Here is a 15075-nt window from a genome sequence, read left to right as displayed (position 1 = left end):
GCCCGCCGCACCGGTCCGAGGCGACCTAGGACAGGTCCCGCACACGGACGTTGCGGAACTCCATGAGGTCGTTGTTGCCGTGGTTCTGCAGGCCGATGAACCCACTGGCGAACTGGCGCAGGTCGGTGGGCGGGTCACCTGCGCGCGAGGACTCCTGCCCCGGCGTGTTCTCCCACTCGTTGATGACCTCGCCGTTGCGGATGATCGTGTACTGCTGGCCGACGACGCGGATCTCGTAGTCGTTCCACACGCCCCGCTCGGTCACGCCGGCCTCCTCGAGGGTGTTCGGTGCGAAGTTGTACACCGACCCCGTCTTCTGGGGCTCACCGGAGGGACCGTCGTAGATCTGGATCTCGTGACCGCAGTTGATCGCGACCCAGGCCTCGGACTGGCCCTGGCCGCACTCCGGCTGCTCGGCGGCAGTCGGGTCCGGGAAGCGGACGAACACGCCGCTGTTGGCGTAGGTGTTGCCCTCGGACACGTCACGGAACTGCAGCTTGAGGGAGAAGTCGGAGAACTCCTCGGCCTCGTACCACAGCATCCCCAGGCCGCCGCGGGACAGGATCGACCCGCCCGGCAGGAGCTCGAAGCTGCCGCCCGGTGCCTGGCGCCAGTTGTCCAGGGACGCGGACGTCCCGTCGAAGAGCCAGCGGTAGCCGGTCTGACCCGGCCGCCCGACGTCGGAGCGGGTGGCCCCGCTGCTCAGCTGGGCACCCTCGCGGCCGGTGATGACCTTGTCGTTCTTGAGCTGGCGGACCAGCTCGTTGACGTGGCGGATGAACGCGCCGTGGGTGTCCCACTGGCCCTCGTCGTTGATGAGGTCGGCGATGGTGCAGCCACCGAGGTCGTCGTTCGCGACGCCCGTGTCGACCTCACCGATCCACACCGTGTCCCGCGCGTCCGGGACGGCGCACTCGATGGCGACGGCGGTCTCCACCGTCTCCGTCGTGCCGTCCGCGTAGGTGACGGTGAGGGTGGCGGTGTAGTCCTCGACCCGGTCGTAGGTGTGCTGCGGGTCGGCCTCGGTGGACGTCGTGCCGTCCCCGAAGTCCCAGTGCCACGACACGCCGCCGGAGCGGGAGCCGGTGAACTGGACGGTCAGCGGGCTGCTCTGGACGCTCGCCGCGTGCGCGGTGGGCGCCGGGGTCGCCGGGCCACCGGTGTAGGCGATGCGGATGAGCTTCTGGTTCTCGTGCAGGGTGAAGAACGCGCTGCCGTAGTCGAGCAGGTACAGCGCGCCGTCCGGACCGAACGAGGCGTCCATCCAGCTCTGCAGCTGGTTGCTGCCGCCGCCGGCGCGGATGATGTGGCGCAGGTCCTCGGCGAAGGCCGGGGGAGCCTGCTCGTCCACGCCCTCCGGGTCGGCCGTGATGGCCACCCGGTTGTTGGAGTTGGACTGGTCACCGATCAGCCACTTGCCCTCCCAGTACTCCGGCCAGGCGATGTCGCTGTCGGGGTTCACCTGGGAGGTGCGGTAGGTCGGGCCGGACATGACGGCCTGGCCACCACCGCGCAGGTAGGGCTGGGTGTAGGTGACCTCGTCCTCCTCGTAGCTGGGGACGCCGTTCTCGTCACGCGGGAAGACCGGGCCACCGCCACCGGGGGCGTACCAGATCATGTTGTCCCGGGCGTCGGGGATGTCCACCAGGCCGGTGTTGCGCGGCGAGGTGTTCTCCAGGTTGTCGCAGTCGTACCAGTCGGTGAGGACACTGGCGTCCTCGTTGCTCCGGTCGCGGTAGGGCTGACGGTTGCCCATGCAGTAGGGCCAGCCCTGGTTCCCGGCCGAGGTGATGATCGTGGCCGTCTCGTACTTGGCCGGGCCGAGCTCGGGGTCGGGACCGAAGGCGTCCGGCCCCACCCAGGCGGCGGTCAGCCAGTCCGTGTCCGGGTCGATCTGGATGCGCGAGGGGTTGCGCACGCCCATGACGTAGATCTCCGGGCGGGCCTGGTCCCCGTTGCCCTCGTCCCCGGTGAAGAGGTTGCCCTCGGGGATCGTGTACGTGCCGTCCTCCTCGGGGTGGATCCGCAGGATCTTGCCGTTGAGGTCGTTGGTGTTGCCCGACGTGCGGCGGGCGTCCTGGAAGGACAGGCCCTTGTAGTCCTGGGTCCAGTTGTTCCCGGAGTAGCCGTCCGAGCCCTGGGAGGAGTTGGAGTCACCCGTCGAGACGTAGAGGTTGCCGTCGTCGTCGAAGTCCATGCCGCCGCCCGCGTGGCAGCAGCTGTGGATCTGCGTCTCCCACTCGAGCAGGTCCACCCGGGTGTCCTGGTCGATGCCCGGGGTCTGCGGGTCGTAGGTGAAGCGTGAGACGGTCCGCATGCCGACCCGGTTCTCCGTGTCGATGGAGTCGTAGGGCATCCAGTAGACGTAGAGCCAGTTGTTCTCGGCGAAGTTCGGGTCCGGCTCGAGCCCCAGGAGGCCCTCCTCGGACTTCACGAGCTCCCCGCCGCTGCCGCGGTTGCCGAAGACGTCCAGCACGGTGAGCAGGGTGACCTCGTCGGTCTCCGGGTCGTACTGGTGGATGCTGCCGCAGCCCAGGCCCACGTTCTCCGACTCCCACGAGGGGATGGCACCGGTCGGGCAGGCGCCGCGGCCGATGTAGAAGACCGTGCCGTCCTCGGCGATGCTCACCCCGTGGGACTCGCCGATCTGGTCGAGCGTGCCGGGCGTGTTCGGCGTCGTGAGGCGCTCGATCTCGTAGTTGTCGCCGATCGTGGCCTGGCAGTCCCCGCGCACGAGGCCGGCGGACCACTGGATGGCACCGAGCACGTGGCTGCGGAACCCGTCCTCGTCCCAGCTGCCGGCGGTGCCGCCCATGCCGGTGTAGAACGAGCGGCCACCGTCGTAGTCACGGCACCAGGAGATGGGGTGGAACGGGCCGTTGGCGGTGTCGCCGGCGTCGTAGTCCCACTCCTGGACCTGGGCCACGGTGTGGACCTCACCGATCGGGTTGGTGTCCCAGTTGAGCCACTTGTCCGAGCGGGTCCAGTTCAGCGGCAGGCCCTCGTTGGCCGGGTGCTGACGGTCGACGACGTTGACGGTCGCCTCGTTCACCGGGATCTCGACGACGGGTGGGTCGATCGACTCGTCGGTGAACAGGAGCAGGTCGGCGAGCTGGGTCGCGGACTCGCCCTTGTTCGCCGTGATGTCCAGCTGGAAGTACTGGTAGGCCACGTCGTTGTCGAACTCGTAGGTCTTGCGCTGGAAGCGCTGAGGGAAGTCGTCGCTGCGAGCGTCGAGGTCCACCCACGTCTCGCCGTCGACGGAGCCGCGCAGCGTCCACGTGGCCGGGTCGCGCCCGACGAAGTCGTTGGCCGAGGTCATGACGTAGTTCGTCACGACGGCGGGCTCGACGAGCGCGAGGGAGATCGTCGCGGTGCTTGCGAAGGAGAGCCACTTGGTGCTCGGGTCGTCGTCGATGAGGTTGACGGCGCGCTCGTTGTTGGGCTGCTGGCCGGTCGCCGAGATGGTGGCGACCTCCTCCGGCGTGGCACGGGCACCGGCGGTGCGGGCGCCGAGGAGCCCGGTGAACCACTGGGACTCGGGCTGGGCCTTGACGGCGTCGCGCACCCCGAGGAAGCCTCCGCCGTCGTTGACGAAGTCCTGCAGGGCGCCCTCCTGGGCGCCGTCGAGCTCGGTGCCGTCGGCGGAGAGGAAGACGACTCCACGGTAGGAGTCGAGGTTCTCGTCGGTGAAGTCGGCCGGGTCGCTGGAGACGGTGACGTCGAAGTCGTTCTCGGCGCCGAGCTCCTCGATCGCGGCAGCGGCCTGAAGGACGGGGTCGTCCTGGGCCTCGGGGTCCCCGTGGAACACGAGGACGTTGACGTCCGCGGCCGTCTGGGCGGCGCGATTCTTGGCGACGGCGGAAGCTGCTGTGCTCCCACCACCTGGTGTGGCAAGCGCGGGACCGGCGGACATCGTGAGCATGAGTGCCGCGCTCGCGCTGAGGACTCCGGCCTTCCGGAGCCGCTGTGCCCGTCCGGCTGTGGACGGGCGTGGGTGTGTCGTGGTCAATTCTCCCCCTGTGTGACGAACGGGTGCGGCCGGGCGTCGGTGCCGTGGCCGCCGATGTCAGTGGTGGCCGCTCCCTTCGTGGTTGTGGAACCAGTCGATGGACTCCTGCGCGCCGTCGGGCATGCTCCCGTCCGCGTTGCGAACGAGGAAGATGCCGGACATGCCGGCGTCGGAGTGGAACTGGACGTGGCAGTGGTACATCCACGCGCCCGGGCCGACGTCCTCGCCGGCGATCACCTGGAAGCCGAAGGAGTCACCGCCGTTGAGGTCGCGGTTGTCGATGATCTGGCTCGAGTCCCGCGGGCCCTCGAGGTAGCCCGTGCGGGTGTTGGCCCAGCGGTGGGCGTGCAGGTGGAAGGTGTGGAACATGTCGCCGTGGCCGATGCAGATGAACTCGACCGTCTCGCCGTGGTTGGCCTCGAACATCGGGGTGTTCGGCGCGAGCTTGTTGTTGATGAGCATCCCGTTGAAGACCATCGTGAACTGACGGTCGGGGAGGATGTCGCCCTGCCGGCGGACGATGAGTCCCCCGTAGAGCCCGGCGGCGACGCCGCCCGTGCCGTGCGGGGTGCCCATCGCGTGGTCGTGGTAGTGCCAGTAGCCCGCGGTGCCCGGGCGAGCCCAGCGGCCCAGCGACCTCTCCCCGGTGGTGCGCCAGACGTAGGTGCGCGTCTCGCCCGGTCCGTTGTAGGACCTGTTGAACGGGGACCCGTCGGAGTTGACGTCGTAGAGCACGCCGTGGGGGTGGATGGAGACGTCACGGTCGGTCGTGTTGACGAGGGTGATCTCCATCGTGTCGCCCTCGTACATCTCGAGGAGCGGCCCGGGGATCGTCGCCTTGCCGGGCTCCAGGCCGTAGCCGGTCTGCCCGTTGCCGAGGTCCTCGACGTACATCGTGATCTTGTGGACGGTGCCCGCCGTGGCGCGTGCGGTGGCGGGCGAACCGGCGGCGGCGGCTGTCATGCCGCGGCCCGTCGCGACCGCCGGAGCGGCGCCCGCGGTGGACCCGAGGGCGGCCACGGAGGCCGGGACGAACATTGCGGCAGCGGCTCCGGCGAGGACGCTGCGGCGTGAGAGTGCACCGTCGGTGCGCGGAGTGGACGTGTCTGTCATGTGGAGGCTCCCGTCGTCTCGACAGACACCTCGGCCGTACGCACCTCGCCGGCAGGACCCCCCGACGACGACGCGTGCGCAGCTGGAGCGTGCGCGTCGTTGCGACTACCGAGGCGTGAGGCATATCACCAAACGCCATGACTCTAGACGGACTTCTGGCGTACGTCAAGCAAAAGATGAAACGTCAATTGCGAACGCACAGACGGAGCCGGGTTGTCGCATCAACTTTTGTGCGTCAATTTTCTAAAGGGGCTTGCCAGTTCGGCGCAGAGACGATTGACTCCCTCCTGGGGGTTGCCCCGACAGTGATGTCGTCAAGAGGGCAGGAGTGACAGATGGAGTCACGAAAGTCGCGCTCGTCGCACGTCCCGGTGCCCGCACCGGCAGTGCCCCGCCCGATCCCGGGCGCGAGCGTGGAGGTACCGGCGTCTCGCCGCGCGCAGCTGTGACGAGCCGGTGCCACCCTCGCCATCCACCGCCTCCGTGCGCAGGCCGCCGACGCCGTCGTCGCTGTGCCGGGGAATGTCACCTCACAAGGAGAAACCATGCGTAAGAGAATGACCACGGTCCTCATCGGGGGACTGGCGCTCGCCGGGTTCGGGGTAATCGCGCCCGCGCAGGCAGCGCTGACCACCTCCTGCGACGGCGAGGCGGGCGGTGTCACCGTTCCCGGTGACCTCGTCGTCCGCGCGGGCGACGCCTGCTCGCTCGAGGACACGGTCATCAACGGCAACGTGCGGGTGGCCGCCGGTGCCGACCTCGTCGCCGACGGCCTCACGGTCAACGGCAACGTCACCGTCCAGAGCGAGGGCTACCTCGACCTCGTCAACTCCACCGTCACGGGCAACGTCGTCAACCGCGGCGCCTACGGCGTCTACCTCGACTACACGACGGCGAACGCCTACACGGCCAACGCCGACGTCAACCCCGACTCCTTCCTGTGGACCTACGAGGCCGACTTCGCCGGCCGCGTCGTGGCCACAGGCGGATCGGTCCTCCTCGAGAGCACCGTCGCGGGCCGCGCGGTCGAGACGAGCGACACCCAGTACACGGACATCCTCGACACCGTGGTCGGCGGTGCCCTCACGGTCACCGGCACCGACTTCGGTGCGCTGGTCTGTGGCAGCGAGGTCGATGGGCACGCCACCTTCGCGAGCAACGGCGAGGGCGTCCAGCTCGGTGCCGGCGGCGCGCTCGGTGAGTGCGAGCTCGGCACGAGCGTGTGGGGCGGCAACGTGACGGTCGCCGGCACCACCGGCCACGTCCAGGTCTCCGGCAACATCGTCCGCGGCAACCTCGACGGCACGGGCAACGAGTCCGTCGCCCAGAGCGACAACCGCATCCGCGGCGAGCTCCGTGGCCAGTTCGCCGAGCAGGCGCAGCAGCGCATGCGGATGCAGCTCGAGGCACCCGCCGCCGAGTCCGGCGCCGAGCGCGAGGTGCTCGAGCAGCTGCGCAGCGAGCGTCTGGCCAAGGCCGAGGCCGGCGCCGAGCAGGCCGGTCCCGCGAACCTCTGACCGACCCCGTGCCGGGGGCTGGTCGTGCACGCGCGCGGCCGGTTCCCGGCACAGGCGTGTCCGGGGCTGGTCGTGCACGCGCGCGGCCGGTTCCCGGCACAGGCGCGTCCGGGGCCGTGGTCGTGCACGCGCGCGGCCGGTTCCCGGCACAGGCGCGTCCGCGGCCGTGAACCGGTCTGCCCCGGCCCGGTGTCCGGCTAGCCTCGCACCGTGCGACTTCTCCGGGCATGGCTGCCCGCCCTCCTCGCTGCTGCGCTGTGGCTCGTCTCCGGCGTCATCGAGTGGCGGAGCCGGGCGGCGCCCGGCTTCCTCCTCCGCGTCCTCGACCTCCTCGCGCCCGAGACCGTGCCGGTCGGCCAGCTCCTGGCGCCCGCGCCGTGGCCCGCCGTCCTCGCCGGGCTGTCGGCCCTCGCCGTCGCCGGCGCCCACGCCGCCACGCTCGCCCTCGTCCGCGCCCGACGGCGGGAGGCGCCCGTCCTCACGACGCTCGCCGCGTACTGGATGTGCGCCGTCGTCGCCGGGGCGGTGACGGCCGCGATCCCCTTCGTCGCCGCCGTGGTCGGGGCGCTCGTCGAGGGGCGCATGCCGTCCGGCCTCGCCGGGACCTACCTCGTGACGGGAGCGCACTGGGGGCTGCTGTGGGGCTGGCTGCCCGCGCTGCTCGCCCGCGCCCTCGACACCGATGACGCCGCCGTGCGCTCGCGAGCTGGGCTCGTCGCCGCCGGGGCGCTCGTCCTCGTCGCCGCCGGGGTCGCCACGGCCGTGGCATCCCCGATGGCCGATGCCGCCCGGCAGGCGGCCATCCCGGCCGCGCCCGAGCCCGAGCCGGTGCCGACGGGCACCCCGGTGCCCGAGGTGGCGCCGGGGGAGTGGCAGGTCGACCCGCTGTGGTGCACGAGCGGCCAGCTCGAGTTCACCGCGGGCCCGGTCGACGCGGCGCTCGGCGTGCGCGCCATGCCCGTCCACGCCACCAACGTGGCGGACGCCGCCTGCGTGCTCGAGGGCTACCCCGACATCGCCCTCGGTGCCACGCGCACCGGCGCCGTCGACGTCGAGGTCGACTTCGGAGGGGACACCGTGGTGGAGGACCCCGGGTTGCGCCGCATCGAGCTCGCGCCGGGGGAGCGTGCGGTCACCGTCCTGGGGTGGCGCGCGCCCGCGGCCTCGAGTGCCGAGCCGGCCGACTGGCTGCACGTGGCGGGGTACCACGGCGGCAGGCGGGAGATGGTCGAGGTCGACACCGACATCACGGGCGGCACGGTCTCGGTGACGGCGTGGGAGCTCGCGGCGGACTGACGCGTCGCGGATGGTTCCCCAAGAACCCGCGGCTCCTGCCGATCCACCGGCGCAAGCACGGCTGAGCGCACCCCCTCGCCCGACCTGGCGGTGGGCAGGGCTGTCCCCTGGGGTTTCTAGGTCTGTTCGTGCTTGGCGGTGATGAGCTGGCCGTGGCGGGTGTAGAAGTGCCAGCGTCCTGCGGCGCGGACGATGGTGGTGCCGTAGGCGTGGACCCAGTCGTGGTGGTGCCAGCACAGCAGGATGCCGTGCTCCACGCAGGTGTCTCCGCCGTCGCGGTACCACTGCAGGGAGTGGTGGATCTCCCCGGCCCCGGGTGGTTGGTCGCAGTCGGGGTACTGGCACGTCTTGTCCCGGGCGATGATCGCGCGGACCATGTGGGCGGGGAAGATCCGCTGCTCCCGTCCCACGTCCAGGACGGTGGAGTCCGGTCCGAACACCACCCGGGACAGCGAGGACTCGCACACCAGCCTTGCCAGCATGGCCGGCGGGATGGGGGTGCCGTCCTCCAGGGTGGCCGGCTTGATGCCGGTCACCGCTCGGGGGTCGATGGCGGTGGAGATGACGTGGGTGTCACCGGGCTGCCAGGCGTCCATCCAGGCCTGCGCCTGCGGGGACAGCGTGAACGGATCCTGCGCGCTACGGCTGGGGTCGCGGGGGCCGCCGGGTGCGGTGAACAGGGCCTCTTCCCAGAAGCCGAGCTCACCGCCCGGCTCGTGCTCCCGCCCACCGGCTGTGACGGGCGGGCGGGGTGAGCCGGTGGCCCCAGCGAGGGCGCGCAGGGTCTCGATGTCGGCGGTGACGCTCACGTGGGGCCGGATGCGGGCACCCTTGCCCTGCTCACCGGCGTCCAGTGACTGCCGCGCCAGCGACGTCAGCGCCGCCGCCCGGCGCTGGGCCGGGGTGCGCTCATCACCCTTGGCCTTGCGGCCCATGTGCGCCCGCAGCGCGGTGTCCACGCTCTGCCCCGACAGCTCATCCAGCCACCCGTTCAAGTGGTAGCCGTCCATGGTCCGCGAGAGGGTCAGCTGTTCCTTGGCGCCGTCCTCGCGCCAGGCACGGTCGGCGGCCTCGGGGTCGGCAGCGATCGCCCAGTGGCTCACGAGCTTGGCGAAGGACCCGGCGTCCATCCGCTGAGCCTGCTCCACCAGGAACGCCTCACCGGCCTGGTCGTCGGACAGCTGGACCCGCAACCGGTCCGTGGCGGTCGCCCCGCGCACCAGGACGCCCACATGCTCCTCACTGATCCGCCCCTGCGCCAGCGCCGCCCGCGACAGGGGCAGCAGGTCCCGCAGCGCACGGGCGTGACGCACCTGCCGCGACGCACTCTGGGCGGTCGCGTCGGTCTGCGTACGCAGCCACGCGGCGAAGGTCCGCTGCCCGTCCAACGCCCACAGCCCGTTCGCCTCGATCGTGGACAGCATCTGCGCCTGCGTCCCGGACAGGACCCGCACCAGCTGCACCATCGTGCCGAGCGCCTCGTGGAGCCGGTGACCGTCGACCTCGTGCCAGTCCGTCCCCGCGATGCCGCCGGCCGCGACGAGCATGGCGCTCAGCCGCTCGACCGGGTCGGTGGACTGCCACGCGTGCTCGGGCGGGGACGCTGCGCCGTCGGCGACTTCTACGGCCACTGTCCCCACCCCCTCTTTCGAGCCTTCGTGTGCTGCTGGTCACATCGTCTCAGTGAGCACTGACATTCGACGGCGTGTCGCTGACCGGGCCGTGGACAGCGCCGCCAGAGACAACGTGGATGCCGGGCCCGCGCCGTCGACCATGTCCGTGACCACTGCACCCACCTCCTCGACCGTCGTTGTGCTCCCGGTCACATCGTCCCAACGACCACTGACATCGGTCGGCCCCCGGTCGGTGCCGCCAGTTGCGTAAGGTGCACCGCGTGTCCTTCGACGAGGTCCGCGAGGCGTACTCCGGGCGTGCGGGCGAGTACGTCGACGCCGTCGGCAAGATCGAGCACGCGACCGAGCGCGACCGGGACGCCCTGCTCGCCTGGGCGCGCGCCGTCGACGGCCCGATACTCGACGTGGGCTGTGGCCCCGGCCAGTGGACGAGCTTCCTCCACCACCGGGGCATCGACATCGAGGGCGTCGACCCTGTCGAGTCCTTCCTCGCGGACGCCCGCACCCGTTACCCCGGCGCGCGCTACCGGACCGGACGGGCGGAGGACCTCGGCGTCCCCGACGGCAGCCTCGGCGGGATCCTCGCCTGGTTCTCCCTCATCCACACCGACCCGCGCGACATCGACGCCCCGCTCAGCGAGCTCGCCCGCTGCCTGCGACAAGGCGGCAGCCTCGCGCTCGGCTTCTTCGTCGGGCCGGACCACGAGCCCTTCGACCACGCGATCACGACGGCGTACCTCTGGTCCGTCGACGGGCTCGGTCGCCGCGTGGCACAGGCGGGCTTCACGGTCGTTGAGACGCGCACCCGTACCACCCCCGGCACGCGCCCCTACGCTCTACTCGTCGCCGAGCGCCGCGCTACCGCCAGCCGAGCGCCGGCGCGAGGTGCGTGAGGACGCTCTCGATGACGTGGGCGTTGTACTCCACGCCCAGCTGGTTCGGCACCGTGAGCAGCAGCGTGTCCGCGGCGGCGATCGCCTCGTCCTCGGCGAGCTCCTCGACCAGCGTGTCCGGCTCACCGGCGTAGGACTTCCCGAACCGCGCGAGCCCACCCTCCAGCCGCCCGACCTGGTCGGTGGAGTGGGTGTCGCGCCAGAAGAGCTGGCGATCGAGGTCGCTGACGAGCGGGAAGATCGAGCGGCTCACCGACACGCGGGGCTCCCAGTTGTGCCCGGCGGCGGCCCACGCGTCGCGGTAGCGCTGGATCTGCTCGGCCTGGAGCTGGTGGAAGGGCACGCCGGTGTCCTCGGTGAGCAAGGTGGAGCTCATGAGGTTCATGCCGTGCTGAGCGGTCCACTCGGCGGTGGCGCGGGACCCGGCACCCCACCAAATCCGACGGCGCAGCCCGGGGGAGTGCGGCTCGATGCGCAGCAGGCCGGGCGGGTTGGGGAACATCGGACGCGGGTTGGGCTCGGCGAAGCCCTCGCCGTCGAGCACCTCGAGGAACCGGCGCGTGTGCGAACGGGCCATGTCGGCGTCGGAGGTGCCGTCGTCGGGCACGTGACCGAAGTGCTCGTACCCGCGGACCACCTGCTCCGGTGAGCCGCGGCTGATGCCGAGCTGCAGGCGGCCACCGGAGATGAGGTCGGCGGCGCCGGCGTCCTCGGCCATGGAGAGCGGGTTCTCGTAGCGCATGTCGATGACTCCGGTGCCGATCTCGATGCGGCTCGTGCGGGCGCCGACGGCGGCGAGGAGCGGGAACGGCGAGGCCAGCTGGCGGGCGAAGTGGTGGACGCGGAAGTACGCGCCGTCGGCCCCGAGCTCCTCGGCGGCGACCGCCAGGTCGATGGACTGCAGCAGCGCGTCGGAGGCGGAACGCACCATGGACTGCGGCGAGGGCGTCCAGTGGCCGAAGGAGAGGAAGCCGATGTTCTTCATGGCCGGGACAACGCTGCGGACCTGGGCCTATTCCGCGGACCCGGCGCTCTGGGCGCGGTGATGTGGCTACAGGGCTGAGCGCACGAGCTCGACGGCCTCGTGCATGGCGTAACGGTCGGCGAGCACGGTGAGCACGTCCCCCTCGGACAGCTCGGGCCCGTGTCGCCCCGACCTGGCGGCGATCTGACTGATGGCGCGACGAGCGCTCGTCGGGCTGAGTGCCACTGTGTTGAGCGCGAACTCGGCCGGGCTGAGTGGCTCGATCGTGCCCGGAAGCAGCGCAGCCGGGAAGTGCCGGAGGTTGCTCGTCACGATGGCTCCGGCGTCGGCGATGACGGCTGCCGCGAGAACGTGCTCGTCGTCAGGGTCGGGCAGGCCAAAACTCCCTTCGAGCGCTTCCCAACCTTCGACGAGTGCGTCGTCGAAGGCTGTTCGCATGGTCTCCACGAGACGATGGGAGCGTTCGCTCGCGGTCGTGTCGTCCGCGCCCCGACTGATCAGCTTGGCGTGCTCGGTCCGTTCGAGCTCGTCGAGGATGGCGTCGGACCAGACCGCGCGATACATCCCTTCGATTGCGAGCGACAGGAGAAAGTCCCGCTGGAGGCTCGGCCACAGCACGCTCGTGTCGAGGAGCGCCGTGAACATGCGCCGATCGTCTCAGGAAGTCCTTCTGCGGCGCTCCGAAACGGTCCGGCGAGCCTCTCGCAGAAACTCGTGCAGCTCGTCGGGGTCGGCCGGCTCGTCCTCCGCCGTCGCCGCAAGGGCCGCGTACTGTGCGGCTCGACGGTTCTCGCGGTACTCCAGGAGGTCCCCGAGGCGGATGCGCCGGTGCGTGCGGACCTTCTCGAAGGGGATCTCCCCGCCGTCGAGGAGCTTGATGACAGTCGGCCGCGAGACGCCGAGGATGTCGGCTGCCTCCTGGGTGGTGAGGATGTGGTTCGTCGGCGCGATGGTCACCGCCTGGCCGCGTCCGATGGCGTCGATGATCTGCCGAAGCATCGCGTGGACGTCCGGTGTCAGCTCGACCATGTCTCCCGCCTCTGCACCCGCGAGGAAGTAGCGGGGCTCGGGCGGCTCGTGGCCAGCACGCTCACGCGCAGCCATGAAGTCGATGATCTTGGCGACCTGGTCGCGCGTGGACTGATTCGGCAGGTACGTCTTCGTGTCCGCAGATGTTCGCATCACTTCACTCCTCATTCGCCCACAACGTAACCCTGTTGCGTTTCTTGCGTCTACGGTCTTTGCCCAACTGTGATGCGCGGCTCCGTAGAACGCACGTTGGGGTACGGGTCGCGGACGGACGCGATGCGCCGCGAACGAGCTACACGGCCGTCGCCACCCCCTCAGCCGGCGCAGGCGCTCCGTCCTCGGCCATCGCACCCGGAGGCACGTCGTCCTCCCGCCCGAAGAGGACGAGCAGCGCGACCGCCGTCGCCGTCCCGAGGATGAGCGCGAGCTTGGTGAAGGGCTCCGGGTCGGCGAGCGCGGCGATGACGAGGACGACGAGGGCGGCGACGGCGAAGGCCGGCACCCCGATCTCGATGAGCCCCCGTCGCACCTCCGCCTCGAGGTCCGACTCCGGCGCATGGGCCTCCCGCATCGACGGCACCGGCCGGGCCGGGAACTGCCGCCCCGCGTACTCGCGCCGTCGCTGAGCTCCTCCTGCTCGGCCGTGGACAGGCGGCGCATCCGGCAGTCGTCGTCGTTGTCCCACCGCTCGAGCCTGCGGCGCAGGTCCTGACGGCGGCGCTCGTACGCCTCGCGGTGGCCGTCCCACGAGCCGTGCTCGGGGTGGGAGTCCTGCACGCGCCGGTGGAAGTCGAACAGCCGGTGGCGGTCCTCCTCCGCCTGCCGGAGGCGGTCGGCCACCTCCTGCAGCAGCCGGATGATCTCCGAGAGGAGGTCGAAGCAGCCGTCGCGCGGGCCGGAGCGGTCACCGTCGGTGATCTGACGGGCCACGACGACGACGGCGGGTCCCGGCACCGGCCGGCCGACCAGCGCCGCCGTGGCCCGGTTCCCCGCGGACCGCTGCAGGGCGAGGACCGCGTGCACGGGTCCCGGCAGCGACTGGCCGACAGGCGAACGCGGTCTGGCGCACGACGCCGTACGTGCGGCGGAGTCACTGCCCGTCCTGTCCAGGACGGCACGTCCGGCATCCATGCGCCCTCCGACCCGCTACGGACCACGCGTGCTCCCAGGGTCCCAGCACCGCGGGGCGAAGCAGTGCCCGCGCTGGATACCCGATCGGGTAGGCCCGACGAGTTCCGCCGTCGTCGCCGGTCAGCACGGGCATGAGCGAGATCGTGGTGCAGGCGTACCTCACCCTCGACGGCGTGGTGCAGGGCGGTGGGGGACCGCACGAGGACGACGACGGCGGGTTCCCGCACGGCGGATGGGCGGCCGACTACGACGCCGCGCACGGCGGTGAGGGCTACGGCAACCTTGTGGAGGAGTGGGAGTCGAGGACGGACGCGCTGCTCCTCGGACGCCGGACCTACGAGATCTTCGCCGGCTCGTGGGGCGTGTGGGACGAGAACGCCGACGGCTTCACCGGCGAGCTCACGCGGCGGTACAACCGGGTGCCGAAGTACGTGGCTTCGCGCACGCTCACCGAGCTGAGCTGGGTGAACTCCCACCTCCTGGGACCGGACCTCGTCGCGGACGTCCGCCACATCCGGGAGCAGCCCGGCCGGGAGGTGCGCGTGTGGGGCAGCACCGAGCTGGTCCGCACGCTGGGAGAGCACGACCTGGTGGACGAGTACCGCCTCGCGGTCTACCCGCTGGTGCTCGGCACGGGCAAGCGGCTGTTCACGGCCGGGTTCACGCCCTCGACGTTCGCGCTCGCCGAGTCGTGGCCGCTGTCGTCCGGCGTCGTGGTGAGCCGCTACCGCCGTCGGGACCGCGCCTGAGCCCGTCGCCCGACATGCCCGCCCCTCGGCCCCGGCCTACCCTGCGAAGAGGCAAGGACGCACACACAGGAGGCAGTTCCATGAGCCAGACCCCCGGTACCGCCGAGCAGGACGTCGTCGACTTCCTCACCAACGACCACGCGCTGATGATCGCGCTGCTCGAGGAGATCCAGGAGACCGCCGGCCCGAAGGAGCGCCGCGACCTCGCGGACACGCTCATCGCGGAGGTGATGCGGCACGCCGTCGCCGAGGAGATGCACGTCTACCCGGTGATCGAGAAGCACGTGCCGAACGGCAAGGAGGAGGTCGAGCACGACAAGAAGGAGCACGACGAGCTCGTCGACGTCATGAAGCGCATCGAGGACCTCGACTCCGAGGACCCCCGGTTCCTGCAGGAGATCCGCGAGATGCACGCGTTGCTCAAGCACCACGCGAACGACGAGGAGACCGACCAGTTCCCCAAGCTCCGCCAGCACATCCCCCGGGAGGAGCTCGTCGAGCTGCGCGAGAAGGTCGAGGCCGCGATGAAGGCCGCGCCCACCCGCCCGCACCCCAGCGCCCCGCACTCCGAGCTCTTCCACAAGACGCTCGGCCCCGGCGTGGGGTTCATCGACCGGCTGCGCGACAAGCTCTCCGGTCGCAACACCGACGCCTGACTTTCGCGGACCGACGGCGCGGACCAGCCCTGCCGGTCCACGCCGTCGTTGCGTGTCGCC

The 15075-nt window shown here is 70.9% G+C and carries 12 protein-coding genes; 5 read left to right on the top strand and 7 right to left on the bottom strand.

What is annotated here, in order from left to right:
* Positions 1-25: 25 nt before the first annotated feature.
* Positions 26-3925 carry a ThuA domain-containing protein gene (locus M3148_RS10260; RefSeq protein ID WP_251304601.1) on the bottom strand — a complete coding sequence of 1300 codons (3900 nt, stop codon included), beginning with the start codon at positions 3923-3925 and terminating at the stop codon, positions 26-28.
* A gap of 144 nt (positions 3926-4069) precedes the next feature.
* Positions 4070-5125: a multicopper oxidase domain-containing protein gene (locus M3148_RS10255; protein WP_251304600.1), complete on the bottom strand. Its 1056-nt coding sequence runs from the start codon at positions 5123-5125 to the stop codon at positions 4070-4072.
* Positions 5126-5670: 545 nt separating this feature from the next.
* Here M3148_RS10255 and M3148_RS10250 point away from each other — a divergent pair.
* Both M3148_RS10250 and M3148_RS17925 read left to right on the top strand, forming a co-directional pair.
* Positions 5671-6642, top strand: a complete 972-nt coding sequence (locus M3148_RS10250; protein WP_251304599.1) for a hypothetical protein — start codon at positions 5671-5673, stop codon at positions 6640-6642.
* Between the two features lie 210 nt (positions 6643-6852).
* The gene (locus M3148_RS17925) at positions 6853-7938 is read left to right on the top strand and encodes a DUF4232 domain-containing protein (RefSeq protein WP_251304598.1); all 1086 of its coding nucleotides are present in this window, start codon (positions 6853-6855) and stop codon (positions 7936-7938) included.
* 116 nt (positions 7939-8054) lie between these two features.
* Here the strand turns inward: M3148_RS17925 and M3148_RS10240 are convergent, their stop codons facing one another.
* Positions 8055-9569, bottom strand: coding sequence for an HNH endonuclease signature motif containing protein (locus M3148_RS10240; RefSeq protein ID WP_251304597.1), 1515 nt, complete (start codon positions 9567-9569; stop codon positions 8055-8057).
* A gap of 263 nt (positions 9570-9832) precedes the next feature.
* Here M3148_RS10240 and M3148_RS10235 point away from each other — a divergent pair, with 263 nt between their 5' ends.
* Complete coding sequence (locus M3148_RS10235) at positions 9833-10465, top strand: class I SAM-dependent methyltransferase (protein ID WP_251304596.1); 633 nt, start codon at positions 9833-9835, stop codon at positions 10463-10465.
* Here the strand turns inward: M3148_RS10235 and M3148_RS10230 are convergent.
* The 4 genes from M3148_RS10230 to M3148_RS10215 all read right to left on the bottom strand — a co-directional run bounded on the left by M3148_RS10230 (position 10431) and on the right by M3148_RS10215 (position 13164).
* A complete protein-coding gene (locus tag M3148_RS10230; RefSeq protein ID WP_251304595.1) occupies positions 10431-11450 on the bottom strand; it encodes an LLM class flavin-dependent oxidoreductase in 1020 nt (339 codons plus the stop codon). The genes M3148_RS10235 and M3148_RS10230 overlap by 35 nt on opposite strands.
* Positions 11451-11516: 66 nt before the next feature.
* On the bottom strand, positions 11517-12095 hold the full coding sequence (locus tag M3148_RS10225; protein WP_251304594.1) for a PIN domain-containing protein: 579 nt from the start codon (positions 12093-12095) through the stop codon (positions 11517-11519).
* 12 nt (positions 12096-12107) lie between these two features.
* Complete coding sequence (locus tag M3148_RS10220; protein WP_251304593.1) at positions 12108-12632, bottom strand: helix-turn-helix domain-containing protein; 525 nt, start codon at positions 12630-12632, stop codon at positions 12108-12110.
* Between the two features lie 139 nt (positions 12633-12771).
* A complete protein-coding gene (locus M3148_RS10215) occupies positions 12772-13164 on the bottom strand; it encodes a hypothetical protein (RefSeq protein WP_251304592.1) in 393 nt (130 codons plus the stop codon).
* A 577-nt stretch (positions 13165-13741) separates the two neighbouring features.
* Here M3148_RS10215 and M3148_RS10205 point away from each other — a divergent pair.
* Positions 13742-14359, top strand: coding sequence for a dihydrofolate reductase family protein (locus M3148_RS10205; RefSeq protein ID WP_251304591.1), 618 nt, complete (start codon positions 13742-13744; stop codon positions 14357-14359).
* A gap of 80 nt (positions 14360-14439) precedes the next feature.
* Complete coding sequence (locus M3148_RS10200; protein WP_251304590.1) at positions 14440-15015, top strand: hemerythrin domain-containing protein; 576 nt, start codon at positions 14440-14442, stop codon at positions 15013-15015.
* The last annotated feature ends 60 nt before the right edge of the window (positions 15016-15075 follow it).

Source organism: Georgenia satyanarayanai, from assembly GCF_023715365.1.
Lineage (GTDB): Bacteria > Actinomycetota > Actinomycetes > Actinomycetales > Actinomycetaceae > Oceanitalea > Oceanitalea satyanarayanai_B.
This window is presented reverse-complemented; position numbering and strand designations above follow the sequence as displayed.

Bases quoted from the DNA above. Each gene is read 5' to 3' on its own strand.
- M3148_RS10260 (WP_251304601.1), bottom strand. From the start codon at position 3,925: ATGCTCACGATGTCCGCCGGTCCCGCGCTTGCCACACCAGGTGGTGGG.
- M3148_RS10255 (WP_251304600.1), bottom strand. From the start codon at position 5,125: ATGACAGACACGTCCACTCCGCGCACCGACGGTGCACTCTCACGCCGC.
- M3148_RS10250 (WP_251304599.1), top strand. From the start codon at position 5,671: ATGCGTAAGAGAATGACCACGGTCCTCATCGGGGGACTGGCGCTCGCC.
- M3148_RS10230 (WP_251304595.1), bottom strand. From the start codon at position 11,450: ATGAAGAACATCGGCTTCCTCTCCTTCGGCCACTGGACGCCCTCGCCG.
- M3148_RS10225 (WP_251304594.1), bottom strand. From the start codon at position 12,095: ATGTTCACGGCGCTCCTCGACACGAGCGTGCTGTGGCCGAGCCTCCAG.
- M3148_RS10220 (WP_251304593.1), bottom strand. From the start codon at position 12,632: ATGCGAACATCTGCGGACACGAAGACGTACCTGCCGAATCAGTCCACG.
- M3148_RS10205 (WP_251304591.1), top strand. From the start codon at position 13,742: ATGAGCGAGATCGTGGTGCAGGCGTACCTCACCCTCGACGGCGTGGTG.
- M3148_RS10200 (WP_251304590.1), top strand. From the start codon at position 14,440: ATGAGCCAGACCCCCGGTACCGCCGAGCAGGACGTCGTCGACTTCCTC.